The sequence below is a fragment of the Salmonella sp. HY31 genome, from assembly GCF_042604575.1.
GTDB lineage: Bacteria > Pseudomonadota > Gammaproteobacteria > Enterobacterales > Enterobacteriaceae > Salmonella > Salmonella diarizonae.
The window spans coordinates 2,976,045-3,001,343 of record NZ_CP170479.1 but is presented as its reverse complement, the minus strand read 5'-3'; the positions used below and the strand labels follow the sequence as shown (position 1 = coordinate 3,001,343).

Below are 25,299 nucleotides of genomic sequence, written 5' to 3'. Positions count from 1 at the left end.
TAGTGTGATTGCACATTTTGTAATCACTGTTTTCTTTTCCACCAGATACAAATATGAGGGAAACGAGGCATGAAGAGACAAAAACGAGATCGCCTGGAACGGGCACATCAACGTGGATATCAGGCCGGCATCGCCGGACGATCAAAAGAAATGTGTCCCTATCAGACGCTGAATCAACGGTCATACTGGTTGGGAGGTTGGCGACAAGCCATGGAGGACAGGGTGGTAATGGCCTGATTCTGTCTCTTTAGAAAAAGAAACCTCCGCACTGCGGAGGTTTCGCCTTTATTGGCTTTGCAAGCATGATACCGATAGCGCGGAATATCAATTCAACACTTAGAACGCGGAAGTATCCTGGAACAAACCGACTTTCAAATCGTGTGCGGTATAGATCAGACGACCATCCACCAGAACCTCACCGTCCGCCAGTCCCATGATCAGGCGACGGTTTACGATACGTTTGAAATGAATGCGATAGGTGACTTTCTTTGCCGTCGGCAGAACCTGACCGGTAAATTTCACTTCGCCCACGCCTAGCGCGCGGCCTTTGCCTTCGCCGCCCAACCAGCCCAGGTAGAATCCCACCAATTGCCACATAGCATCCAGACCCAGACAGCCGGGCATCACCGGATCGCCGATAAAGTGGCATCCGAAGAACCATAGATCAGGATTGATATCCAGCTCGGCTTCGACATAACCTTTGTCGAAATTGCCGCCCGTTTCGGTCATTTTAACGACGCGGTCCATCATCAGCATGTTCGGCGCAGGGAGTTGCGGCCCTTTAGCGCCAAACAGTTCACCACGACCAGAGGCAAGAAGGTCTTCTTTTGTATAGGATTCGCGTTTATCTACCATGTTTTATGTAAACCTTATTTTATTGAAGCACGCAGGATAGCTAACACGTGTACGCTGAACAAGTCCGATCAGTTCGGAATAAAAGCGTTCAGCCAACGTAATGGCCACGGGAAACGATGACGGCCTTCCTGTTGCGTCGCCTGCGCGATACGCTCCTGGATAGTCTGCATCAATGTCGTTTGTCCTTCGCCATCCCACACCAGATTTAACAGTAGCGGTAAGGCGTCGGTCACGTCGTCTACCGCCCAGATAGTGAACTTCTCTTCTTTAACCGCTTGCAGCAGTTCAGATTTAAGACTGAGATGCCGGACATTGGCGGCAGGGATAATGACGCCCTGTTTACCGTTTAATTCCCGCTGCTCGCAGATGGCGAAGAAACCTTCAATTTTTTCGTTTAGCCCGCCCACCGGTTGCGCGCGACCAAACTGATCGACCGAGCCAGTAATCGCAATGTTTTGATTCACAGGCACATTGGCCAGCGCGCTGATGAGCGCACATAATTCAGCCATTGAGGCGCTATCGCCATCCACTTCGCTGTAGGACTGCTCAAAGGTTAACGAGGCAGAGAAGGGAATTTGTTGCTCAAGCTGCAACTCCGACATCAGGAAGGCTTGCATAATCATCATTCCCTTAGCGTGAATATTTCCGCCAAGTTCGGCCTTCCGCTCAATATCGTTAAATTCGCCATCGCCGATATGCACAACACAGCTAATTCGCGACGGTTCGCCAAAGGCGCGAGGATGCCCGGGAAACTCAATGACGGAAAGCGCGTTGATTTGTCCAACGCGTTCGCCTTCGGTTTCAATCAGGATCTGCTCTTGCAGAATCTCGTCCTGCATCCGTTCCGCCAGAAAGCCTTCTCGCCATTCGCGTCGGGCAAGCATCAGGCTGAGCGCTTCTGCGCCGCATGTATCGCCTTCGCATAAGGGCGCCGCCTCCTTAAACTGGCGGGCTATCCACAGTGGGCAAAGGGGCAGAGTGTCCTGTTCGCCGGTATAACGCACAGCCTCGCGTATCAGGACGGGCCAGGCGTCCGGTGCCGGGGCAGGCAAATTATCGCGTGAAGCGATACGCGTCACCCATTGACACCACAGGGTCATAGCTTCTGCGTCCGCTATCTGTAAATTGTCTTCAAATTCACTGTAGATAGCTTGTTCCGCGAGCTCCGGTTCCATCTCCTGAAAATCGGCCAGTGATTCACGTTCGCCAACCAGAATCACCTTCAGTTTGAGCGGCATTGATGGCACGGAGACCGGCAATGGACGCGACTCGTCAAACGCCACCCAGTCAAAACGCTCGCGGCTAACGATCGCTTTCAGACGCATCCATAGCAACGGCTGCGCCAGAAGGGTTCGTAAGGAAATAATAAGTACGCCGCCGTTCGCCTGATGAACCAGACCCGGCTGCAGGGAAATGTCGCCATTATACTGCCGCAGGCAACCAAAAAGCTGTTCGGCTTCGACCCAGTCCGCGCTGACGACTTGTGTGACGGTGGCAAAGTTGTCTTGCGCATTCTGCGCGGCGCGGTAATGAATAGTATGCCCGGAAACGTCATAATGCCCGCCGGTTAATTGTCCGGCGTCGGTTTGCAGAGCGCGGACGGCATCTGAAAGTAAAGTAAGATACTCTTGCTCTTCAGGCGCTTTAGTCAGCATAAAAGAGGATGATGTCCACGGCTGAATAAGTTGCTCAAGCGCAAATTGCAGTCGTGGCTGAGTATCACTGAGTAAGGTGTCGTTTTCGTCAGTCGCGTGTGGCTGTGCAAATATCTCCTGATAGCTTTCGCTATCCGGAACCAGATCACGCCATGCAAGTTTCGTAATGGTCAAAGTTGAGGTTTTTTAGTCTGTTGTAAAAGGGGGGATTATAGCCTAACCCGTCACGCTGCACACGCGGAAAGCGAATGCAAAGTAATGTGAAGACGTGTAACCATTCACAGGTTCGAGATTCTTTTCTTCAGATGGCTAAAAAACTGATATTCTGATAACAGTTACACGGTAACATTGGGATCACAATGAAATATCAACAACTTGAAAATCTTGAAAGCGGTTGGAAATGGAAATATCTGGTGAAAAAGCACCGCGAAGGGGAGTTGATCACCCGCTACGTGGAAGCCAGTGCTGCCCAGGAAGCCGTCAATTTGTTGTTGGCCCTCGAAAATGAACCGGTGCGGGTAAATGTCTGGATAGACAGGCATATGAATCCTGCCTTGCTTAATCGGATGAAACAAACCATTCGGGCAAGACGCAAACGACACTTCAATGCGGAACATCAGCATACGCGCAAAAAATCTATTGATTTAGAGTTTATGGTCTGGCAGCGTCTGGCGGGCCTTGCGCAGCGACGCGGTAAAACATTATCCGAAACGATTGTGCAACTCATAGAAGACGCGGAGCATAAAGAGAAATATGCCACGCAAATGACCACGTTAAAGCAGGATTTACAGGCGTTATTAGGCAAGAAGTAACGCTGAAAGGCGTTGTCACCCAGACCAGAGCAAAAAACCCCGCGACGCGGGGTTTTTTATCAGACGGAAACTTAAGCCTGCGGCTGAGTTACCACGTCTTTAATGCCTTTAACTTCGATCTCTACGCGACGATCCGGTGCCAGGCAGTCAATCAGGGCAGCGCGAGGTTTCACGTTGTCACAGGTGTTGCCGGTAACCGGGTTAGATTCGCCCATACCACGTGCGGAGATTTTGTCAGACGGGATACCTTTGGAGATCAGGTAATCAACAACAGACTGAGCACGTTTCTCGGACAGACCCTGGTTGTAAGCGTCAGAACCGATGCGGTCAGTGAAGCCCAGAACGACTACGGAACCGTCTTTCGGGTCCAGGTTGCTCAGCTGGTTGTACAGTTGATCCAGCGCCTGCTGACCTTCCGGCTTCAGGGTAGATTTGTTGAAGTTGAACAGTACGTCAGACTTCAGAGTGAAGTGCTTGGTCTGTACTTCCGGAGCCGGAGCCGGGGCTGGAGCCACTACCGGAGCAGCTTCTTGCTGGCCGAAACGGTAGGAAACACCTACGCTCAGCAGGCCGTTATCCGGACGGGTGCTGATGGTGTTGGCATCACCGATGTTGTTAGTCCACTGGTATTCCAGACGGGTTGCGATTTCAGGGGTGATGGCATACTCGATACCGCCCGCGAATACCGGGGAAACGCCGGTGTCGTGGTTTTTAGTAGACTCACCGCCAGGGGTGTTAGACTTAGTGTCTGCACGCCATACCATACCACCCAGACGGGTATAAACGTCCAGATCGTCAGTGATTGGGTAACCCAGTTTAGCGGTCAACTGAACGCCCTGAGCTTTGTAAGCGCCATTGATGTTGTCGCCTTTGTACGGCATACGGCCTAACCAGTCGTAGCCCATTTCAAAGCCAACGTACGGATTAACCTGGTAACCACCAAAAGCACCTGCGCCCAGTTGGTTTTCATGGGTCGGGCCATTGTTAGGAATGAAGCCAGTGTCATGGTACTGAGACCAGCCCAGTTTAGCACCAGTGTACCAGGTGTTATCTTTCGGAGCGGCCTGCGCTACGGTAGCGAAACCAGCCAGTGCCACTGCAATCGCGATAGCTGTCTTTTTCATTTTTTGCGCCTCGTTATCATCCAAAATACGCCATGAATATCTCCAACGAGATAACACGGTTAAATCCTTCACCGGGGGACCTGCTCAATAGTTACTCTACCGATATCTACGGCTTATGCCGAGCACCCCTGGCGATGTAAAGTCTACAACGTAGTTGGAAACTTACAAGTGTGAACTCCGTCAGACATGTGAAAAAAACATGACGAACATACACATCATTTAACACTTTTAGATGATAAATCGTACAGCAAAAATCGCGGAAACCGCTTCTGACAAGCTTTCTCGTAAAAAAAACGTTAGCACTCAAAGGAGATGCAATCGCGTAAAAAAAAATTCCAGGATAAATCCTAATTTTACTTAATGATACAAATTAGAGTGAATTTTTAGCCCGGAATGCTGTCTCCTGGGTAAAGCGTGCGCACGTACAGGGCGCATGATAAACCCTACCGCATTGCCTACATTTGCTGCTTCAACCAGGCTGGCATGCTCTTCTTCCGTAAGTTCTTCCGCCAGCCAGCCAATCACTACACTGTAATTTCCTGTACGCAGAGCGCGAATCATTGCCTCCAGCGTATGACGAGGCGCAAGCTGACTAATTTGCATCACTTTCGTTAATGGCAAACCTGCAGACTGTACCCATTCACGGCTGAGTTTTTGCTGCGGCGTGAGCCAGAGCTGCCAACGTGATTGTTGGCCTAACTGCCGGAGTAAAGGCAAAAGCAGGAGTTGCGCCATCATGGGCTGGTCTTCGTGGTAGACAACTTCACTGACCAGCCCTGCGGCGGCATTTTCCGTAGCGGCACGCGCAGTGTTGTGGGGAGTGGTAGAAAATGACGAAGAACGATTTGCATAACCTGAAGTGTACATAATCAATCCAGCCCTGTGAGTTACTGTATATCCATACAGTACCCCTGTAGCGATGAAAGATCAACTCTATTTTCGGAAACTGTCTCGCAATTTTTATTCTTAGTGACGTCAAAAATAAAAATCATCTTGCTCGCGGAGTATAAGTTGCCTATTTTCGTCATTAACGGATCTGTTATTACAAATCATTCTTTTACTTTATGATTTAAAAGGAATTTTATGAGAGCACTCTCTTATGACAGGATCTATAAATCGCAAGAATATTTGGCCTCTCTGGGGACGATCCAGTATCGATCCTTATTCGGCAGCTATAGTCTGACCGTGGAAGATACCGTCTTTGCGATGGTGGCTAACGGCGAGCTTTATCTCCGCGCCTGTGAGCAAAGCGTACCCTATTGTGTGAAGCATCCTCCCGTCTGGCTCACATTTATGAAGTGTGGACGCCCTGTTATGCTCAACTATTATCGGGTGGATGAAAGCCTGTGGCGCGATCAGCAGCAACTGGTACGTTTATCGAAGTATTCTCTTGACGCGGCAATGAAGGAAAAACACAGCCGTATTTTACAGCACAGGCTCAAAGATCTCCCCAATATGACCTTCCATCTGGAAACATTGCTCAATGAGTCAGGGATAAAGGACGAGAATATGTTACGCGTACTGGGTGCAAAAATGTGCTGGCTAAGGTTGCGACAAAGTAATCCTTTGCTGACGGTAAAAGTTCTGTATGCGTTAGAAGGCGCAATTGTTGGCGTACATGAAGCGGCGCTCCCGGCGAGTCGTCGCCAGGAGCTTGCCGATTGGGCTCATTCGCTTACGGCTGGGTAATGGATGTAGAAGATGGCGGTGAAATTTGCCGTTGTAAGCGCCCGATTTCGGGTAGTAAGGCAATGAGCAAACCAATTTGTTGAACAACCAGAGGTTCTTTGCTGTCCGGACGTGTTTCCAGCGACTGAACTCGCTGCTTTAAATCCTCCAGCGCCTGGTGTACTCGCTGTTCGTCTTCAGGTTGATGATGAAGCGCATCATCAACGTAGCAGACCGCGTCATCCAGAAGCCCCAGCACATCCGGATTACTGAGCTTTTCGCGGTGCGCGCCGAGGGCGGAAATATAGCTGGTAAAAGTATGATTGAGGCAAAGCAGCCTGAACGCCGCTTCCCGGGTTTCGGCCTTGACGTCGGGTTCGCTTGACATATTAGAAACCACGGATGCCAGTTCCGCATCGCGGTTGTGCGCGTCGCGCCTGGCAATGCGATAGGTCAGGCGGTTGTCCCGGCCCTGGTGATATTGCTCAAGGATCGCATCAAGGTAGCGGCAATTCGCATCGGTGGCGCGCTGGAGTACCCGGGGAAGGTTGCGAAAGCGCCAGTCCGGCCAAATAAAGCTGACCGCAGCCCAGGCGATAGCGCAGCCAATCAACGTGTCGATGACGCGCGGTAACGCTACCTCAAAGCCTTCGCCCAAGAGGTTAAAGCAGAGTAATACCAGCAGAGTGATGAACATCGTCGCATGGGCATACTGTACATTACGGAATGCGAAGAAAAGCACGCCGGTAATCACCAGCAGAACTAACTGTCCTTCAAGCGAAGGAACAAACCATAAAATCGGCAGGCCGATAGCAACGCCTACCAACGTACCGATAATCCTGAGCGCAAGGCGATGGCGGGTCGCGTTATAGTTAGGCTGACAAACGAACAGGCTGGTGAGTAATATCCAGTACCCGTGGCGCATCCCGGTAATTTGAATGAGAGCATAACCCACGCACAATACCAGCGACATGCGTACTGCATGGCGAAAGAGAGCGGACTCTGGGGTAAAATTACGGCTCAGACGCAGCCAGATGTCGCTAAACCCGTGCAGGCTATCATCAGCCAACTGGTTTTCTGACTCATTGCGCGGCATTGCCTGGGCCTGCTCCGACTCGATCGTCGCCAGTTGCGCGTCAATGGCGCGCAGGTTGGTTAATAAGAACCCAAGCGTATTCAACAGTTCCAAAGAAGCGCCGCTGGCGCGCATACGTTCAAGCGCGGCGTCAATGTGGGTAAAGACGCGTTCAAAGCGCGGATCATGCTGGTATGGCGTGCGCAGTAAGATACAGCGCGCCAGCTGCGTGCAGGCCTGTGCCTGCATTGACATCAGACGTTGAAAGCGAAACATCACGTCGCTGTGACGAAAGTGGTCGCGCAGCGTCTGGTATTGAATATGCGAAGAGCTGGCGCGTTCATGAATATCCTGCGCCACAAAATAGTAATGGAGGGTGCGACGCGTGCCGCGTTGACCGCGATCGCCGCGCAGGCGAGTCAACAACGACACTTTCGTTTGGTTCAGCGTCGCCATTAACTGCCCGTTCGCTAATGCTAAATCATAGAGCGGTGCCTGGCTCTCATCTTCAATATCAGGATCAAACAGGCGTGATTTCAGTTCCAGATAGTGCGCCAACTGTTCGTAACTGCGCGCCAGATTATCCTGTAATGGGCGGATAGGAAATAGCAGGTGCCCGGTTAGGGTCAGCAGGTTATACCATACCGCGCCCGCCAGCAGGAGTAGAGGTTGCTGATACCAGTGCGCATATAAAGAGGCGCCCAGCATCGTGTAGATGGCAATGAGTAATGCGCCGAACGCGATGGTGGCATAGCGTTGCCCTAATCCTCCCAACAGAATAAATCCACTGGTGGATAAAGTTAAGCCCAACGCAAATAGCCACGGCCAGGGAAAGAGCAGCTCAACAGAAGCAGAAGCGATAAAAAAGCAAATTAACGTAATGATTAAATTACGTAAACGCCCGGCAAGGCGGTCGTCGAGATCGGTTAGCGCCGTGGCAACCATACCGAGCGTGAGCGGGATGGTAAGTTTGACGTCGCCCAGCCACCAGGGCAGGGCGGTGGTGCCGCACAGAGCGATAAAAATGCGGATGTAATACAGCCAGGTACTGTTCCAGGTATAACGGCGAATCAACGGACTTAACATAAAGGCTATTTGTCCCGATCATTCAAAACGGCGGCGCGCGTTAGCTTCTCGCGCGGCGCGAGCGGTTTCTACAGAGACGACGCGGCGACCGACAGGCCAAAGCGCAATCGCGGCAATTTTAAAGTTCGCAATGCCGACAGGTATCCCGATGATAGTGACACACTGCGCGATACCGGAGGCAATGTGCATCAGGCATAGCCACCAGCCGAAAAAAAGTAGCCAGAAAATATTCAGCAAGGTACCGCCAGTATTCATTAATAGGTTTTTCGCCGCCGGATTAAGTTCGTCAACATGGATGGCCTCATTGCCGTAAGGGAACAGGGACAGTTTGGTTATCTCCCAGCAAGAGCGGGTCAACGGCAGGGTAAAAATCAGCACAATACTGACAAGCGTCGCCAGCAGCCAGGCCAGCGTAGTGGCAAAGCCGCCCAATACAAAGTTTAAAATATTCAGAACGGTACGCATAAACCCTCAGTTCATTCCGGTTTTCTATCACTGCGGGCAATTGTAACGTTTTTTTAGACTGGAGCACGTTTTCTCTGGCGGTTACACTGATAAGCACATCTTTACGTCTGGATTCGCTGAGTCATGGAACTGAAAGCAACTTCTCTTGGAAAACGTCTGGCGCAACACCCGTATGATCGTGCCGTGATTCTTAACGCTGGGGTGAAAGTGTCTGGCGACAGGCATGAATATCTTATTCCATTCAATCAGTTATTGGCGATTCACTGTAAGCGTGGGCTGGTGTGGGGCGAACTGGAGTTTGTCCTCCCGGAGGATAAAGTCGTGCGTTTGCACGGTACTGAGTGGTCGGAAACCCAGCAATTCCATCGCTTTCTGGACGCGCACTGGCGTCGCTGGAGCCAGGAGATGAGCGATGTCGCCGCGCAGGCATTACAAGAGCAATGGGCGCGTATCAGTGAGCGAACGGGCGAAAACCAATGGCTTACCCGTGAGCGGGTTCGGGGGCTGGAACACGAAATTCGCCAGACGTTTGCCGCCTTGCCGCTACCCATCTCACGTCTGGAGGAGTTTGCTCACTGTCGCGAGATATGGCGTAAATGTCTGGCATGGTTACAGGATAGCGAGGGAAGTCGGCAGCAGCATAATCAGGCGTATGCCGATGCCATGCTGGAAGCGCATGCCGACTTTTTTACGCAGATAGAATCCTCTCCGCTTAATCCCTCCCAGGCCAGAGCGGTGGTTAACGGCGAATCATCGTTACTGGTACTGGCGGGAGCGGGGAGCGGCAAAACCTCGGTGCTGGTGGCGCGCGCGGGTTGGCTGTTAGCGCGCGGACAAGCCGATGCGGGGCAAATTCTTTTACTGGCGTTTGGTCGCAAGGCGGCAGAGGAGATGGATGAGCGTATCCGCGAGCGGTTGCATACGGAAGAGATTACTGCCCGTACGTTCCATTCACTGGCGCTGTATATTATTCAGCAAGGCAGTAAAAAAGCGCCGGTTGTCAGTAAGCTGGAAAGTGACGCCACAGCGCGGCATCAGCTATTTCTGCACACCTGGCGTCAGCAGTGTAGCGAGAAGAAAGCGCAGGCCAAAGGCTGGCGTCAGTGGCTGGAAGAGGAGATGCAATGGTCGGTGCCGGAAGGTAATTTCTGGGACGATGAGACATTGCAGCGGCGTCTGGCCCCTCGCCTGGATCGTTGGGTCAGTTTGATGCGTATGCACGGCGGCGCGCAGGCAGAAATGATCGCTGGCGCGCCAGAGGAGTGCCGCGAACGGTTCGGCAAACGCATTAAGCTGATGGCGCCGCTGCTGAAGGCCTGGAAAAGCGCGTTGAAAGCGGAAAATGCCGTTGATTTCTCCGGGCTGATCCATCAGGCAATAGTGATCCTCGAAAAAGGGCGTTTTATCAGCCCATGGAAGCATATTCTGGTCGATGAATTTCAGGATATTTCCCCGCAACGGGCGGCGCTGTTAGAGGCGCTGCGCAAGCAGAATAGCCAGACTACGCTGTTTGCCGTTGGCGATGACTGGCAGGCGATTTACCGTTTTAGCGGGGCGCAGCTCTCCTTAACGACGGCGTTTCATCAGTCGTTCGGCGAGGGCGAGCATTGCCACCTGGACACTACGTACCGTTTTAATAGTCGGATTGGCGATATTGCCAACCGCTTTGTGCAGCAGAATCCGCATCAGCTTAAAAAACCGTTAAATAGTCTTACCGTAGGCGATAAAAAAGCGGTTACGCTGTTGGATGAAAGCCAGTTGGACGCATTACTGGATAAATTATCCGGCTATGCAAAGGAGGATGAACGTATCCTGGTGCTGGCGCGCTATCATCATCTGAAACCCGCCAGTCTACAAAAAGCGGCGACTCGCTGGCCGAAGTTACAGATAGATTTCATGACTATCCATGCCAGCAAAGGCCAGCAGGCCGATTACGTTATTCTTGTAGGGTTACAGGCGGGTAACGACGGTTTTCCCGCACCGGCGCGAGAGTCTGTTATGGAAGATGCGCTTCTTCCTCAGGTTGAGGATTTTCCGGACGCTGAAGAGCGGCGTTTGTTATATGTGGCGTTGACGCGCGCGCGCGCGCGGGTCTGGCTGCTTTTCAATAAAGATAATCCCTCGCGCTTTGTGGAAGCACTTAAACAGCTAGATGTGCCGGTGGCAAGAAAGCCTTAAAGCGCGGGCGGTACAGCATCCCGCCCGCTTAGCGGTTATTTCAGGCGCTCGGCCAGATAACGCGCATAATCCGGAATAAGAATATCTACAGCGTCATTAAAATGCGGGGACTGGATGATAAAGTCCGCCGTTGAGACGTTAGTGGCGACAGGGATATTCCATACGGTAGCCAGACGCAGTAGCGCTTTTACATCGGGGTCGTGCGGTACCGCGTTAAGCGGGTCCCAGAAGAAAATCAGCACGTCAATTTTCCCTTCTGAAATGAGCGCGCCAACCTGCTGGTCGCCGCCCATCGGGCCACTCAGCATCGCATTAACGTCCATACCGGTTGCGCGCTGGATCAGATTCCCTGTGGTGCCGGTTGCATAAAGAACGTGCTTTTCCAGCAACGGTTGATGGCGTTCCACCCAGTTCATTAACATCTGTTTGCAGTGGTCGTGAGCAACCAACGCGATATGTTTGCGCGTCGGCAAGGTGCGAGTCGTCAGTTCCATAATTCGATTCCGTAGTTAACCTGTCTACAGATTACTGGAAGCGCTTGATGCTGCAAGAGAAAGACAAAAAAATTGCGCTCTGGGGCAACTCATATCAAGAGGGCGGCTGTTTTTCCGCCCATTGCAGGAAATGATTGCGTGTCTGCGGGTCGGCCAGACGGAACCAATATTTCAGCCGCTGTTCTGTCAGAGTTTGTGATTGCGGCGGTACGGTGTCAAGCTCTGAGACGTCGGAAAGTAATGTACTGTCGTCTGCCATCATCGTGGCGAACTGAGGAAGCGAGGCGCGTTTCGCCGATTTGTTATAACGCTCGGTCTCTATTTCATAATCGACCACTTTAGCCGTAGAAGTAATTGCCAGAATATCGAGTTTTACCGGAATAGGCATGGCGTTGCCATCCAAAAGCGTCAAGCGTGGCGCTGCGTTAAAATGCGAGGCTTCGCGCTCGTTTTCCAGCCGCGGGAGCTGGAAATTGACCTGATTTATCAGTTGAGTATCGAAACTTATTACCAGCGGTGGAGAAATATAAAGCCGCTCTTCATTACCGGGCAGGCGGATGGTTTTTTCCACACGGAAAACGAGTTGGTGCGGCCCGTTTTCCAGTTCGATGCTCTCTGCGCCGCGTAATAACGAGCTGGACACCTTTTTGCCGTCCAGCACCAGCAGATCGATCTCATTCGACAGACGGAGTGTTGTGGCAAAAACAGTCACCGGCAAACAGAGAGCAAGGAAGGTGGTTAGCGCGCCGGTTTTCATAAGGTTCTCCTGTCCAAAGGCCGTCTGGCTAATAATGTATCGAAATTTTTCTTAGATCATGTTTACTAACATATAGACATATTTTGGCGTTTTGCTCTCATACATCGGTATGGGATGAATGGTTGCTATGTCAGGTTTGTCGTACACTTTGCAAAACAGCCAGGAGAAAGATGATGAAAGAGACCGATATTGCCGACGTTTTGACGTCCACTCGCACCATCGCGCTGGTAGGCGCGAGCGATAAACCCGATCGTCCAAGTTATCGGGTAATGAAATACTTGCTTGAACAGGGCTACCATGTGATTCCGGTTGCGCCAAAAGTGGCCGGTAAGACATTGCTGGGGCAACAGGGGTATGCCACGCTGGCTGACATTCCTGAAAAAGTCGATATGGTGGATGTTTTTCGCAACTCTGAAGCTGCGTGGGGCGTCGCGCAGGAAGCTATCGCCATCGGCGCAAAAACGCTGTGGCTACAGCTTGGCGTGATCAACGAACAGGCGGCGGTGTTGGCGCGGGATGCAGGCATGACCGTGGTGATGGATCGCTGCCCGGCGATTGAGATCCCCCGTCTGGGGCTGGCGAAATAAAAGTTAAAATGGCCGGATAAAGCAGCATGTCGCCATCCGGCCTGTTAAATACAATCAGTTACGTAGTCGCGGCGCCTGAAGCTGCTTGCGAATCGTACGCGCCAGTTCATCCATCGATGGCTGTTCTGGGTGCTCATCCCGCATTTCGCTTCGCAACTGGGCCTCGGCCAGATAAGTGTGGACTGGCTGACCATCGTCATCTTCCATTACCACGTGGTACCACGGAGCGGCGCGAAGTTCGTCGTTAACCGCCAGTTCATCAGGCGACGGCTCATCAAGCGAATATTCCGGGTCGATATCGACGACCACTCCGAGGTAACCTAACAGGGAATGGCGGACCTGCTGGCCGATACCGAATTTGCTGGCTATCATAGTCACCTCCCGGGAGATAGATATCCTTTATATGAGGATACTATTCCACTTTTCAAGTTACATGACGCGACAGGCAAACCCTTTCAGATACAGCCCTTCCGGGTAGGTGGCGATCACAGGATGATCGGCGGCCTGACGGAACTGCTCTATAAATTGTACATCACGACCGGCATCTATTGCTGCATCGGCAATGATTTTCTGAAATAAATCGCTGGTCATCAGGCCGGAGCAAGAGAATGTCAGCAGTATGCCGCCCGGATTGAGCAGTTGAATCGCCAACATGTTAATGTCTTTATAGCCCCGGCAGGCGCCCATTAACTGGCTTTTATTTTCGACGAATTTGGGTGGGTCCATAATGATAACGTCGAATTTTTCGCCGTGTTCACGGTAAGCGCGCAGCAACTTAAACACGTCATCGCGCACGAATTCGGCTTTGCTCAAATCCAGTTGGTTCAGTTCAACGTTTTGTCTGGCGATATCCAGCGCATCCTGCGAGGTATCCACGCTGACAACCTGGCGACAACCGCCCATTAACGCCGACACGGCAAAACCGCCGGTATAAGAGAAGCAGTTCAGTACCCGTTGATTTTCCACATAGCGGCGCGTCGCCAGACGACTGTCGCGCTGATCAAGATAATAACCGGTTTTGTGGCCGCCCTGGATATTGACCAGTAATTTCATACCGTGTTCTTCAATTGGCAGAAGCGCAGGCGGCAGTTCGCCGGTGACCGGGCCTTGCGTCAGCGCCATTCCTTCTTTTTTCCGCACGGCGACGTCGCTGCGATCGTAAATAGCGCAATCCGGATAGCATGTTTGCAGAGCGCTAATTAATACGGCGCGTTGATATTCGGCCCCGGCGCTGAGCAGTTGCAGCACCAAAAAATGACCAAAACGATCAATAGTGACGCCAGGAAGGCCATCGGATTCACCGGCGATCAGACGATAGCTATCCAGACCGTCTTTTTTTGCCAGCCAGTCGCGCCACTGCTGCGCCTGGCGCAGGCGACGGGTGAAAAACGCAATATCAATGGATTCTGCTTTATCAAATGTCCAGACGCGCGCGCGGATCTGAGACGCTGGCGACCAGGCGCCGCGTGCTAACCACTTTCCCTGATGATCGACGATATCGATAGTTTCACCGAGGTTGGCTTTGCCTTCCAGACGCGAGACGGCGCCGGAAAAGACCCATGGGTGGCGGCGGAGTAAAGATTTTTCTCGCCCTTTGCTGAGGACTAAACGGGGATATTGCGGAAATGTAGATTCAGTCATGCGGAGTAACCTCTCACAAACAGTGACGCGAGCCGGATGATAGTTCCAGCCTGGGACCGTGAAAACGAAATGGCGCGTAGGGTAGCACAGATGAGAGGGGCAATCATCAGCGTATGGTGGTGAGCGTTTCTGCACAAAATAGAATCGTAAAGGCACAGTTTCTTCAGTGGGCGCTTTTTATATTGCTATTTCTTTACATGAAGAAGGAAATACAATGAAAACAGTCTTCTCTTTGACCGCAGCCGCAATGATGGCATTGAGTGGCAGCGTATCTGCCGCGTCGGCGTTTAGCCTCAGTAGCGCGGATATTCCGGCGGATTTTCGTTTAACGCAACAACACGTCTTTAAAGGATTTGGTTGTAGCGGAGAAAATATTTCGCCGCAACTGAGCTGGCGCAATCCGCCTGCCGGAACCAAAAGCTACGCTATTACCGTCTTCGATCCCGATGCGCCTACCGGAAGCGGCTGGTGGCACTGGACGATGGTGAATATTCCAGCGCAGATTCACGACCTGCCAACGGGGGCTGATAAAAACACCTTACCCTCGGGAGTGGTGCAGGGACGTAATGATTTCGGTTATGCTGGCTTTGGCGGCGCTTGTCCGCCGCCGGGCGATAAGCCTCATCGCTATCAGTTTACCGTGTGGGCGCTGAATACGGCAACACTGCCGCTCGGCAGTGAGGCAAGCGGCGCGTTGGTAGGGTTTATGCTTAACGCGCATGTGATTGCGAAAGCGAAATTCACGGCCACATACGGAAGATAAAACAGAGGACGGCACGGTGCAGGAGATGCATATTCGACATCAGGATCTTACGACGGCAGAGGTGCGCTCCAGTCATCTGCACCGTTTGCATCGTGTTACGCTTTTTTCCGCCGCTATCTGCCATATTACGCAGGGCAGTAAAGTCATCATTCAGGATGATAACCGCCTTGTCGCCGGGCCTGGCGAGTTGATTATTATCCCGGCGAACACGCCGCTGGAGATTATTAATCAGCCTGCGCAGAGCGGTTTTCGCTCCGACCTGTTGTTACTTTCACCGGAGATTATTGCTCGCTTTAAAATGATGTACGTTCAGGATTATCCACCGGCAAAACTGACATCGCTGTGTACGCCGATGAGCTGTAGCCTGACATTTATGTGGGCGAACGTGTTGGATGCTGTGCGCCAGGGCTTACCCGTCGGATTACAGGAACATCAGGCAATGGGGTTACTGTTAGCGCTTTTGCATGATGGCGCGGCGGGACCGCTGCTTATTGAACGGCGTTACACCCTCACGGAGCAGGTGCGGCAACTGATAATGCTCTCGCCTGCTAAGCTATGGACAGCCCAGGAGATAGCCCGCCGTCTTGCTATGGGTACATCGACTCTGCGTCGGCGTTTGCAGCGCGAATCACAGAGTTATCGGCAAATTATTGAAGAGGTGCGCATGTCCTGCGCGCTTTCTCAACTGCAATCGACGACGCTGCCGATCGGCGAAATAGCGCTACGGTGCGGCTACCTGTCGGGGTCGCGATTTACGGCCAGATTCCGCCAACATTATGGGTGTCTGCCCAGTCAGGTACGTTAAGTATGTCCTGTATGAGCCTCCACCACTGATTATGAAAGGAGAACCATCATGTCGAACGTCTGCATTATCGCCTGGGTTTATGGTCGCGTTCAGGGAGTCGGATTTCGCTATACTACGCAGCATGAGGCGCTGCGACTGGGGTTAACCGGCTATGCGAAGAATATGGATGACGGAAGCGTAGAAGTGGTGGCCTGTGGCGACGCGGCGCAGGTGGAAAAGCTCATCAAGTGGCTGAAAGAAGGCGGGCCGCGCTCTGCTCGTGTGGACAACATCCTCACTGAACCGCACAGCCCTCGTGAGACGTTAACAGGCTTCAGTATTCGGTATTAAATACATTTTACCGGCTTGGGCAGGCCAGCGATTTTGGTCGCTTGCTTTGCCGGGCCTTTCGGGAACAGACGATACAGATAGCGGCTGTTGCCTTTTTCTTCGCCGAACTTATTCGCCATCGCTTTTACCAGCATTCGGATGGCGGGAGAGGTATTAAACTCCAGGTAGAATTCGCGCACGAAGCGCACGACTTCCCAGTGTTCCGCAGAGAGCTCAATGCCTTCATTCGCGGCGATAGCGACTGCCAGCGGTTCACTCCACTGCGTCGTCTCTTTCAGATAACCTTCGCTATCAGTACTGATTTCTTTACCTTCAAAGATCAACATAACGTTTCACTGCATAATCAACACGGACAGCAGTGTAGCAAAAAATAAAGCCCCGCATAAGCAGGGCTGGAAAAGGTGAATGTCGATTAATCGCGGCTGGCGAAGCCCAGAATGCTGAGCAGGCTGACAAAGATGTTGTACAGCGAAACGTACAGACTGACGGTCGCACGAATATAGTTGGTTTCACCGCCGTGAATGATGTTACTGGTTTCATACAGGATAGCGCCCGAGGAAATCAGGATAAACACCGCGCTAATCGCCAGGTGCAATGCAGGCAGTTGCAGGAAAATATTCGCCACCATACCAATCAGCACGACGACGATCCCGGCCATCAGCATACCGCCCAGGAAAGACATATCCTTACGGGTGGTCAGGACGTAAGCGGAGCAGCAGAAAAACACTAACGCAGTACCACCCAGCGCCATGCCAATGACATCGCCCATGCCTGCTGACAGATAGGCGTTAAGAATCGGACCCAGGATATACCCGAGGAAGCCGGTAAACGCAAAAGCAGACAGGATACCGGTCGGCTTATTGGCGGTTTTATAGGTCAGAAACATCAACCCATACATACCGACCAGCGTCAGGATCAGGCCGGGAGAGGGCAGCATCAATACCGTACTGGCTGTCGCGGTAATTGCGGAGAAAGCCAGCGTCAGGCTCAGCAGAAAATAGGTATTGCGCAGTACTTTGTGCGTGCTCAGTAGCGAGCTACGATCACGCGATGATGTAATGATACGATCCATAGTCACTCTCTTATGACAGATGTAATTAATAAAGAAGAATAATAAAAACGGTCACTATCACCCAGTGGTTTTACCCATCTTTACGCATCCGTTTACGTTTAGTTTCCTTAAGAGATTTCAGGCAATTACCGCCGTTAAAAAGGTCTTCCCACACTAGCGCTAGCCATGAAACAGGTGGCAGCGCCACCAAAGCGCTAGCGACAAAAAAATCGATAATCACAGCGGTAAAACAGAAGGGACGATAAACACGCATTAAGCCAGCATTTGTGTTGAAGAAATGGTCAATATGCTGTCATTTCAGGCGATTAAAGAAATTTTGCCTGTTTTTCACGCAAACGAACACATTCGGTCTTTACATGACGCACCGGGATGTTTATAGTGCGCCTCATTCCGGAAGTGTGGCCGAGCGGTTGAAGGCACCGGTCTTGAAAACCGGCGACCCGAAAGGGTTCCAGAGTTCGAATCTCTGCGCTTCCGCCAGATTAAACAAGGGGTTACCGAAAGGTAGCCCCTTTGTTTTTGAGGCGAAGAATAAAAAAGAATATTCTCAGAGAATATCGTATCTTTCCATTTGAATAAAAATTCACTTTTCCCCAATAACCGGATGATACAGTGTCGGGCTGATTTGTACCTTCCTGTCGTAGATAAGCACCTGGCTTTCTATTTTGTGACCGCTGAAAATCTGCTTATCCCTGCTACTACCCTCAAAATCTGAAATAGCTTTTGCCTCGATATCGTGGAACGTGTAATCCAGTTGTCGGCCCGGTTCACTTTGTACGGCGCGTACAGCTTTTAACCAGCGATTATTGAACGTCTTGCGGATGAACTGACCACGATCGTTGTTGTAGAGAACCAGCACGTCAGGTGACAGTTTTGGACATTCTGTCTGTGCTATTTTCAGTGCTTGCTTATATTTTCCATGGAAAATAATTCATATGAGAGTGAGTTCATGTGCTCTTCAAAACCTGACTGACCGGAACCGCCAGCTTAATGAAACTGCGCCACTGATTTCTAACCTGTGGCACATTAATTATTTAAACCAGTGGTTAATAATTATTTTGCCGGGAAATATTTATCCACTAACGCATAAAGAATTGCCGTTGTTTCAGCATCAGCGACACCATCATAATTCTTTTGTCGGAAGTGAAGCTGAAATGTACGGAGTAAATTCTTGTATCCGATTTCTGTTCCAGCATCTGAGATGTCATATCCGTATACTTTTAACTTAGCAACAATATCTGCTTTAGATGGTACAGACTTGCTGAATTGCGTCAGATAGTGCTGCATGGTCGATTCCTCATACCATGCACCAATACCTGCGTCGTAAAGTTCTTTCCACGGGAAAGCAGCTCCAGGATCACTTTTTCTCCCCGGGGCAATATCGCTGTGTCCGACAACGTTCACCGGCGTAATATCAGGATATCGTTGCAGAATATTGGCGGCCAGCGCCTTGATTGCATCAATCTGGACCGGATTATAGGGAGGAAAGACAAACACGCCGTTGTTATCACTGGCCAGGTTAACCGTCTCAATCCCGATGGCGGTATCATTCAGTTGGCTGCGTCCGGCCCATGAACTTACGCCAGCATGCCAGGCCCGCTCATTTTCATCAACCAGGTTGAATATACGCATATCCTTAAAACCAGCATCAATATACGTTTTTTCTGAAGGGTCAGGAACGAGATAGTGAGCGCTCACCGAAGGCCCGGTCAAAGCGGTAATTGACGCCTTAAAATCAATAGCAGTGTAATGCATCACAAGGAAACGAACACGACGATTGAAACCTTTTACCGAGCGATAGCTATTATAATCAATTGAGTACATAGCCAAGTCCTTTATATTAATATGTAACCTATTGATACCATTATATATGTCAACAAAATGTACACAAAGTTAGTATGGAGTTATCTCTGGAGGAGTTTTTGTGATGTAAGTCATAGTTTGTTGTTAGAGTAAATAAAAACATCTGATCAAGTTGCTTCGTGCCCAGAAAGCGAAAAGGATTCATCTGATAAAAAGTTGACCAAGTAATATTCGATGCTGCTATCTAAAGTTAATTCAGCATATGTGAATGATTAATCTCTAAAACAGGCGTTCGTCAACAACATTAAGAGTTCCCAAAGGGATTGGATTAAATTTAGCGATTCTAATTGTAAGTTATATTCATTCCAGATTGATAATAAAAGCTCGGCATATCAAACGATCATTCAATGAATGTGTTGCAAAAATGTCAGAAACAAGAGGGAAAGAGTTGGCTGAGCTTTCTGGCAACACATAGGGGTAGGGAAATAAATTTTAAAAGGTTTTTCTTGCGATCTCTTTTAACTCCTATCTGAATGCCACCTCCTGCGGAGGTGGTCAGCAAGAGGTTGGCTCTGCCAAAATGCTACTAATGGTTAAAGAAAGCATCTCATGTGCTTTGGTGTTGTCAATATTATATTGTCTGGACACCCAAATGCCAATTTCGCATCCTGCGGAACAATGTTGGCAAGGAAGTCTGCAAACAGTTCAGGATTTCAGGTGAGTAGCTCGGTATAGAAATAGTAGAGCTAAATGTTCAGTTGGATTATGTGCATCTTTTAGTAAAAATCCCGCCAAAATTATCGATATCACATGTGGTAGGACATCTAAATGTAGCGGTACTCTGAATTTGGCCACCTGAACAGAGGTGATATGCTCACCTCATAACAACACAGATGCCCCTATGAAAAGAAGAAATTTTAGCGCAGAGTTCAAACGCGAATCCGCTCAATTCACTTTATTAAACAATGTTAATGTTCTGATGGGGTATTTTTATAGTGGTTAAACATATATTTAATTTATGCTGTCTTTGATATTTCACTGATTCAGCGACAGGGAGATACAGTGTTTCTCTATGCTGACGGGCATAGTATTGCGCGAAAATAATGGATTGAGCTTGATGCTCAGTAATGGGGGGAATAAACCATGGATGAGGATATCATCCGATTGTCTCCACTAATGTACAAGCATATCAATAAATTGGCATACCCTACGTTCATACTGCTGGAGGATGCTCGAAGGGAGAGTTGGGCGCACTAAATTTTAATTAAACAATAAATTATCTCCTTAGTGTACGTTTTCGTTCTATTGTCCCTCATCCCACTACAATGAAAACCACCTGCACAATACCCTGGGATACCTGTCACCAGGGGAATTCAGGAGCCAGCGGGTAATGTTAACTTAGAGACAAAAGCTGACAGGAGAGGGTGGGCAAGATCAATTCTCACCACAATCAAGAAGGGGGTAATGATGATAAAAAAAATACCATTAAGAAAAAAATATATTATGTTTGTACTTTTCTGCATAATATGGTCTTTGTTATCTGGCTGTAGTCATAAAACTCAATATAAACTCCCGTTAGCGCAATGCGGTAGGATTATTGCCCATGAAATGGGGGCCACTGATAAAGGCGTATTCGATGGAAAAGCATTCAACTTTAGAGCATTTGAAGTTTGTAAGCCTACGAATAGTGCTTTTAATACTTGTCCTGGACAGGTAACTGCAATCAGTAAGTACAATACTATTGTTAAAAGTGATAAAGAAAAGACGATAAGGTTTTTGAAAATGTCAGTGCGTACATTATCAGACCACACTTGGGTTGTGGCGCATAATGATAGTCAAAGATCAAATGGTACATTCTTCTTATTGAGTAAAATAAACTCTGAGCAACTTAATGAATACAGGAAAAAAGATCCAACACTTGGTGTTTACAGAATAGATGACTATGTTGCTATGGATAAAAATAAAGAATTCTGTTTTATGTTTAACACAAAAACAACACCAAATGAGAAGTTAATTGATAATATTAATAAATTAGATCTTGCTCAGCGTACATTGATAGAATCCGGTAGCCAAAATGACGCTAACTGGCTAAACGATCATCAAAAATCAGTTTATTTTACCACCAGGGTTAATTCTCAATCATCTCTTGATAATGCCTTGAAGGATATAAAGAGTAAAGGATATAAAAAACTTTATTCAATTGAAGTTGATCCTAACCCCAAAAATATAGATGAAACAAAATTACTGGTGCAACGCATTCAAAAACAAGGATTTACTGCTGAAGTTGACTCCATGCCCTACGATCCGTTACGAGAGTTTATTATAACTGCTTGTCGTATTCCTTTAGAAAGAATAGGCGCAGATGTTACCATGACAAGTCGCCCCGTTGAGTGTATAGAAAAATTTCCGAATAATTAAATAGACTCTGTCGCATTGATGCTGACAGCATGAACAATTATTAGAGCCCAACCTGACGCACTTACGGGAATTCAAATATCTGCCGCCTATCTGATTCTCCAAATATTTCTTCTCCTTGTCCGGCATGTGCCGGACAAGGAGAGTGGTTTAAAACAGAACTGAGTAATTCAGACCGAAGGTGCGGCCGCGGCCTTTATAGTCATACAAGGAAGCGGGGCCGTAACCCGGGCTGTAGTACATCGGCGCGCGCTGCCCCCAGACGGTGGTGTAGTCACGGTCGAAGAGGTTCTCAACGCTGAAGCTGAGTTTACCCACCGGAAGCTGATAGCTGCCGAGCAAATCGACGGTGGTATAGCCATCAATGCTGTAGCCTTTTGCATCGCTCACATCGAATGAAGTGGTGCTCTGTACGCGCAGGCTCCACGGATCCGGCGCCCAGCCAATGTAGGCTGTCGCTTTCGATGGGCTTGCCACCTTCACGTCATATTTCTGCCAGCTACCGTTCACTTTCGACTCGGTTTTCAGCACGTTGAAGTTCGCACCGGTACTCCAGTTGGTATCTGGAATCAGATAATCCACCGCGCCTTCCACGCCGTAAATGCGGCGTTTGTCATCTACCACACTGATGGTCAGATCTTTATTCGCCACCACGCTCTTATCGGAAATCGAGTAGTAGGCTGCGATTTGGGTGCGCAGGTTGTCGCCGGTAAAGCGCCAGCCCAGCTCATAAGAATCGACCTTCACGCCTTCCAGCTTGCTGTCATCAACGTTCACGCTGTTGGTCAGGGGCAGATGGCCGTTCACCGCTGCGCCATAGGTGCCGCGACCATAGTATTTACCAGGGTCCGGCAGCTCTACGCCCTGGGAGAAGTTAAGCCATGCCTGCTGGCGTTCAGTGATGTGCATCAGCAGACCAGCGTTGAACAGGACGTTGTCGTAATCGACCGAGCCGCCCGGAATGGCGTCGGCGGATGTTACCTTCCCGGCGGCAATCTGCTGTTGCTGCGCATAGCCGATGAAATCATCAACCTTGTTCTCAGTGTATTGATAGCGTACGCCGCCGCTGAGGGTAAAAATATCATTGATGTCATAGCTCGATTGCAGGAAGGCCGCCAGGTTGGTAATGTCATACGATGGATAGCGTCCGGTGGTGTATATCTTTTGGTTATTCAGGCCCCCGGAAGCGCTTGCCTGGGCCAGATCGAAGAACATTTGGTTGGAGGTAAAGCGCTCGTGGTCGGCATCCAGCCCGTAGGTGATTTGCCAGCCGTCCAGCGGTTTGCTGTTCAGAGTCAGTTTCATGCCGTACTGGTCGGTGTTCTGTTGTGACGAAGAGAAAGCCGTCACCTGTTTATTAGCATTTACGGTTGGGAAAGGGTAGAACAGCAGCGACTCATCGCGGTAGTAAACCTGGCCGACCAGCTCCTGGCCCAAGAAATCGCTGTTAGAGTATTGCAGGCTGATCAGATGACGCTCGGTGCCGGGAATACGGTCGGAATTCAGCCCCTTATTGACGTATGGCGTGCTGGCCCCGCTAATAGCTGAGAAATCTTTCCCAAGATTCAGCCCGTAATCGTCGTCGCCCTGGCTTTTATAGTACTGTGTGATCAGTTGAAGCTGCTGGGTATCATCAATGTTCAGTGTACCAGTGCCCATGATGTCCAGGCGATCGGAGTACTGTAGGCCGGTCTGGGTGTTATCGAGCAGGGTGGCATCGCCGTTACCGTCAAACCAGCCGCCAAACTTCTGGTACGCTACTGAAACGCGCCCGGAGATATGGTCGTTGCCACCGGAGATAGCGCTGGCAATGCGCTCATCGTGATCTTTACTGCTGTTAAAGCCGCTTTTGGTGCCAGCCTCAAACTCCATCTGGGTTTCTGGCTGACCTTTTTTGGTCACGATGTTGATCAGACCACCGGTACTACCGCCACCATACAGGGCCGTCGCGCCGGAGATCACTTCAATATGGTCAATATTGAAAGGATCGATAGAGTCCAGTTGTCGGCTGTTGGTACGTGAGGAGTTGAGACGCACGCCGTCAACCAGTACAACCAGTGGACGGCCCCGCACGTTCATACCGTAGTTGGTTCGGCTCTGGCTGCTGACATCAAGGCCTGGGATCAGCTGAGCCAGCGCGTCTTTCAACTCTTTACCGCCCTGGATCTGTTGCTCCAGTTCGGCGTTTTCGATAACCCAGGTGGTTTGCGCCATCTCCGCTACGGTGCGATTGCTGCGGTTGGCAGATACCACGAGCGTATCATCATCGGTTTGTTGGGCGACTGCTGGCGCCATCATGGCGAGAAGCAGCGGGTTAAGAGCCCAAAGCGTATATTTTTTGCTTATCATCATTATTCCTTCATACGGGCGAAAAATATCAGCCCAAAGATGCTGTGTAGCGAGTTAAAGAAGCCGCTTCCGGCTGCGGTTTTTCCCGGCTGCCGCTGCGCCACTGAATCAGAGCGGGCGGCGTACTGAGATCGAATAAATCACGCCCCAGCGCGCGATTAAGAATACGGGCGGAGCGCCAGGCCATCAGGCTGAGCTGTGGTTCGGCAATGCCGTGGGTTTGCATACTGGCGTTGACTGCGAAGATGTTGTTCTCTTTCGGGCCGTTCCACTCCAGAGTGAAGTCGTCGCGTACTTTGAAATTGCACTCATCGCGCATGGCGATTCGCGGCATCAGCGGTGAAAGTATCTGCGGCAGCGCGGGACGGTAACCGGTCGCGAAAATCACCACGTCGCTTACCAGGGTGTCATAGCCGTTATCCAGATGATGCTCTAGCAGCAGTTGCCAGCTCTGGTCGCGACTTTTCAGCTCGGTGACCGAACGGCTTGGCAGCAGATGGGCGTTACGCGATTGCCCCAGCACCTCGAAGCGGTGATACAACTCGCGATAGATGGTTAGTAGCGAGTCAGCCGTGATGCCATCGGAAGTCATTTTCTGCTCGTCGAGCATCTTCTGGCGCACGCTTTCATTCAGACCGACGAAGCCTGAAACGTACTCAGGCGTAAAGTATTCGTTGGCGAATGCCGCCTCATCCAGCGCGTTAAAGTTATTGCGGCGCGAAACCCAATTGATCTCTGCAACGTCGCCCCATTCTCCGCGCAGCGCATTGAGGAACAGGTCGGCGCCGCTTTGCCCGCCGCCAACCACGGTGACCCGCTTGCCACCGAGGTCTGGCTGGCGCAGGATCATTTCACTGGCGTGGAAGCAGGTTTGCGTCGCCGCTTTTACGCAAGGCGGCAGGTGCGGTTGCTTACCAATGCCCAGACAGATGTTGCGGGCATAGCTTTCACCCTGACTGCTCTGCACTACAAACAGTTGGCGTGTCTCGTCGAAATCAATACTTTCAACGGTATGATTGAAATGCAGATTGTTCATACCCTCGGCGGCCCAGCGGAGGTAGTCGGAAAACTCATCGCGGGATACGGTACGCAGCTCGGTGGTCAGGAAGCGGTAGAATTTTTTGCGCTGCACCAGATAGTTAACAAAGCTGTACGGGCTGGTGGGTGCCACCGCGCTAACCAGATCTTTCAGAAACATAGTCTGCATATGGCAGTCCGGCACCAGCATGCCGGGATGCCAGGCAAAATTCGGGCGGCTGTCAAGGAAGCGGCTACTGAATCCTTCGGCCTGATGAGACAGTGCCGCGATGCTCAGGTTGAACGGGCCGATACCTACGCCAATAAAATCTACAGTGTTTGTCATGA

Annotated in this window: 26 protein-coding genes, 1 tRNA gene and 1 pseudogene; 12 read left to right on the top strand and 16 right to left on the bottom strand. The window is 50.4% G+C overall.

All coding sequences use genetic code 11. The features are described 5' to 3' along the window. The first annotated feature begins 69 nt into the window (after positions 1-69). Complete coding sequence (gene rmf / locus ACE15A_RS14335; RefSeq protein WP_023177830.1) at positions 70-237, top strand: ribosome modulation factor; 168 nt, start codon at positions 70-72, stop codon at positions 235-237. A 99-nt stretch (positions 238-336) separates the two neighbouring features. On the opposite strand, the gene fabA is transcribed toward rmf, so the two are convergent. Further along, positions 337-855, bottom strand: coding sequence for a bifunctional 3-hydroxydecanoyl-ACP dehydratase/trans-2-decenoyl-ACP isomerase (gene fabA, locus ACE15A_RS14330; RefSeq protein ID WP_000227925.1), 519 nt, complete (start codon positions 853-855; stop codon positions 337-339). A 68-nt stretch (positions 856-923) separates the two neighbouring features. Beyond that, positions 924-2,684, bottom strand: coding sequence for a Lon protease family protein (locus ACE15A_RS14325; RefSeq protein ID WP_053509640.1), 1,761 nt, complete (start codon positions 2,682-2,684; stop codon positions 924-926). A gap of 185 nt (positions 2,685-2,869) precedes the next feature. On the opposite strand from ACE15A_RS14325, the gene matP reads away from it, so the two are divergent. Then, positions 2,870-3,322, top strand: a complete 453-nt coding sequence (gene matP, locus ACE15A_RS14320) for a macrodomain Ter protein MatP (RefSeq protein WP_000877172.1) — start codon at positions 2,870-2,872, stop codon at positions 3,320-3,322. Between the two features lie 71 nt (positions 3,323-3,393). Here matP and ompA read toward each other — a convergent pair whose 3' ends face one another. Continuing rightward, positions 3,394-4,446: a porin OmpA gene (gene ompA / locus ACE15A_RS14315; protein WP_053509680.1), complete on the bottom strand. Its 1,053-nt coding sequence runs from the start codon at positions 4,444-4,446 to the stop codon at positions 3,394-3,396. A gap of 357 nt (positions 4,447-4,803) precedes the next feature. Further along, the gene (gene sulA, locus ACE15A_RS14310; protein ID WP_023247035.1) at positions 4,804-5,313 is read right to left on the bottom strand and encodes an SOS-induced cell division inhibitor SulA; all 510 of its coding nucleotides are present in this window, start codon (positions 5,311-5,313) and stop codon (positions 4,804-4,806) included. A 216-nt stretch (positions 5,314-5,529) separates the two neighbouring features. On the opposite strand from sulA, the gene ACE15A_RS14305 reads away from it, so the two are divergent. Beyond that, entirely contained in the window at positions 5,530-6,135 is a 606-nt protein-coding gene (locus ACE15A_RS14305) for a TfoX/Sxy family DNA transformation protein (protein ID WP_023247034.1), read from the top strand. Here ACE15A_RS14305 and yccS read toward each other — a convergent pair. Both yccS and ACE15A_RS14295 read right to left on the bottom strand, forming a co-directional pair. After that, on the bottom strand, positions 6,122-8,275 hold the full coding sequence (gene yccS / locus ACE15A_RS14300; protein WP_129382454.1) for a YccS family putative transporter: 2,154 nt from the start codon (positions 8,273-8,275) through the stop codon (positions 6,122-6,124). The genes ACE15A_RS14305 and yccS overlap by 14 nt on opposite strands. Before the next feature lie 18 nt (positions 8,276-8,293). Beyond that, the gene (locus tag ACE15A_RS14295) at positions 8,294-8,740 is read right to left on the bottom strand and encodes a YccF domain-containing protein (RefSeq protein ID WP_001261216.1); all 447 of its coding nucleotides are present in this window, start codon (positions 8,738-8,740) and stop codon (positions 8,294-8,296) included. 123 nt (positions 8,741-8,863) lie between these two features. Between ACE15A_RS14295 and helD the strand changes: the two genes are divergently transcribed. Further along, a complete protein-coding gene (gene helD, locus ACE15A_RS14290; protein ID WP_053509642.1) occupies positions 8,864-10,918 on the top strand; it encodes a DNA helicase IV in 2,055 nt (684 codons plus the stop codon). A gap of 35 nt (positions 10,919-10,953) precedes the next feature. On the opposite strand, the gene mgsA is transcribed toward helD, so the two are convergent. After that, positions 10,954-11,412, bottom strand: a complete 459-nt coding sequence (gene mgsA / locus ACE15A_RS14285) for a methylglyoxal synthase (RefSeq protein ID WP_000424187.1) — start codon at positions 11,410-11,412, stop codon at positions 10,954-10,956. 94 nt (positions 11,413-11,506) lie between these two features. Then, positions 11,507-12,169: a DUF2057 family protein gene (locus ACE15A_RS14280; protein WP_053509645.1), complete on the bottom strand. Its 663-nt coding sequence runs from the start codon at positions 12,167-12,169 to the stop codon at positions 11,507-11,509. A gap of 173 nt (positions 12,170-12,342) precedes the next feature. Between ACE15A_RS14280 and ACE15A_RS14275 the strand changes: the two genes are divergently transcribed. Then, on the top strand, positions 12,343-12,756 hold the full coding sequence (locus ACE15A_RS14275) for a CoA-binding protein (RefSeq protein ID WP_001537782.1): 414 nt from the start codon (positions 12,343-12,345) through the stop codon (positions 12,754-12,756). A gap of 54 nt (positions 12,757-12,810) precedes the next feature. On the opposite strand, the gene hspQ is transcribed toward ACE15A_RS14275, so the two are convergent. Further along, the gene (hspQ, locus tag ACE15A_RS14270) at positions 12,811-13,128 is read right to left on the bottom strand and encodes a heat shock protein HspQ (protein WP_000561983.1); all 318 of its coding nucleotides are present in this window, start codon (positions 13,126-13,128) and stop codon (positions 12,811-12,813) included. Positions 13,129-13,185: 57 nt separating this feature from the next. Then, on the bottom strand, positions 13,186-14,397 hold the full coding sequence (gene rlmI, locus ACE15A_RS14265; protein WP_023247029.1) for a 23S rRNA (cytosine(1962)-C(5))-methyltransferase RlmI: 1,212 nt from the start codon (positions 14,395-14,397) through the stop codon (positions 13,186-13,188). Between the two features lie 214 nt (positions 14,398-14,611). Here rlmI and ACE15A_RS14260 point away from each other — a divergent pair, with 214 nt between their 5' ends. From ACE15A_RS14260 to yccX, 3 genes are read left to right on the top strand one after another with little or no spacing between them, the layout of a single operon-like run. Then, a complete protein-coding gene (locus ACE15A_RS14260; RefSeq protein ID WP_053509647.1) occupies positions 14,612-15,160 on the top strand; it encodes a YbhB/YbcL family Raf kinase inhibitor-like protein in 549 nt (182 codons plus the stop codon). Positions 15,161-15,185: 25 nt separating this feature from the next. Further along, positions 15,186-15,965, top strand: a complete 780-nt coding sequence (locus ACE15A_RS14255; RefSeq protein ID WP_023247026.1) for an AraC family transcriptional regulator — start codon at positions 15,186-15,188, stop codon at positions 15,963-15,965. 48 nt (positions 15,966-16,013) lie between these two features. Next, complete coding sequence (gene yccX, locus ACE15A_RS14250; RefSeq protein ID WP_023247025.1) at positions 16,014-16,295, top strand: acylphosphatase; 282 nt, start codon at positions 16,014-16,016, stop codon at positions 16,293-16,295. Here yccX and tusE read toward each other — a convergent pair. After that, the gene (gene tusE, locus ACE15A_RS14245) at positions 16,292-16,621 is read right to left on the bottom strand and encodes a sulfurtransferase TusE (protein ID WP_000904448.1); all 330 of its coding nucleotides are present in this window, start codon (positions 16,619-16,621) and stop codon (positions 16,292-16,294) included. The two genes, yccX and tusE, sit on opposite strands and share 4 nt — an antisense overlap. A gap of 86 nt (positions 16,622-16,707) precedes the next feature. After that, positions 16,708-17,367, bottom strand: a complete 660-nt coding sequence (gene yccA, locus ACE15A_RS14240) for an FtsH protease modulator YccA (protein ID WP_023247024.1) — start codon at positions 17,365-17,367, stop codon at positions 16,708-16,710. Between the two features lie 392 nt (positions 17,368-17,759). On the opposite strand from yccA, the gene ACE15A_RS14235 reads away from it, so the two are divergent. Then, positions 17,760-17,847: transfer RNA gene (locus ACE15A_RS14235), tRNA-Ser, on the top strand. Between the two features lie 103 nt (positions 17,848-17,950). Here the strand turns inward: ACE15A_RS14235 and ACE15A_RS14230 are convergent. Continuing rightward, positions 17,951-18,283: pseudogene (locus tag ACE15A_RS14230) on the bottom strand (integrase); the annotation flags it as partial. Between the two features lie 137 nt (positions 18,284-18,420). Further along, positions 18,421-19,191 carry an N-acetylmuramoyl-L-alanine amidase gene (locus ACE15A_RS14225; RefSeq protein ID WP_023247021.1) on the bottom strand — a complete coding sequence of 257 codons (771 nt, stop codon included), beginning with the start codon at positions 19,189-19,191 and terminating at the stop codon, positions 18,421-18,423. Positions 19,192-19,473: 282 nt separating this feature from the next. On the opposite strand from ACE15A_RS14225, the gene ACE15A_RS14220 reads away from it, so the two are divergent. The 3 genes from ACE15A_RS14220 (at position 19,474) to ACE15A_RS14210 (ending at position 21,588) form a co-directional block, all read left to right on the top strand. After that, positions 19,474-19,581, top strand: a complete 108-nt coding sequence (locus ACE15A_RS14220; RefSeq protein WP_108418454.1) for a lysozyme inhibitor LprI family protein — start codon at positions 19,474-19,476, stop codon at positions 19,579-19,581. Positions 19,582-19,937: 356 nt separating this feature from the next. Next, entirely contained in the window at positions 19,938-20,015 is a 78-nt protein-coding gene (locus ACE15A_RS14215; protein ID WP_229031263.1) for a transposase, read from the top strand. Between the two features lie 619 nt (positions 20,016-20,634). Next, the gene (locus tag ACE15A_RS14210; protein WP_226296218.1) at positions 20,635-21,588 is read left to right on the top strand and encodes a hypothetical protein; all 954 of its coding nucleotides are present in this window, start codon (positions 20,635-20,637) and stop codon (positions 21,586-21,588) included. A gap of 147 nt (positions 21,589-21,735) precedes the next feature. On the opposite strand, the gene iutA is transcribed toward ACE15A_RS14210, so the two are convergent. Both iutA and iucD read right to left on the bottom strand, forming a co-directional pair. Then, positions 21,736-23,937 (bottom strand): ferric aerobactin receptor IutA, encoded by a 2,202-nt coding sequence (gene iutA, locus ACE15A_RS14205; protein WP_064055931.1) that lies wholly within the window; start codon positions 23,935-23,937, stop codon positions 21,736-21,738. A gap of 25 nt (positions 23,938-23,962) precedes the next feature. Then, on the bottom strand, positions 23,963-25,297 hold the full coding sequence (iucD, locus tag ACE15A_RS14200) for an NADPH-dependent L-lysine N(6)-monooxygenase (RefSeq protein WP_023247018.1): 1,335 nt from the start codon (positions 25,295-25,297) through the stop codon (positions 23,963-23,965). Positions 25,298-25,299: the final 2 nt, after the last annotated feature.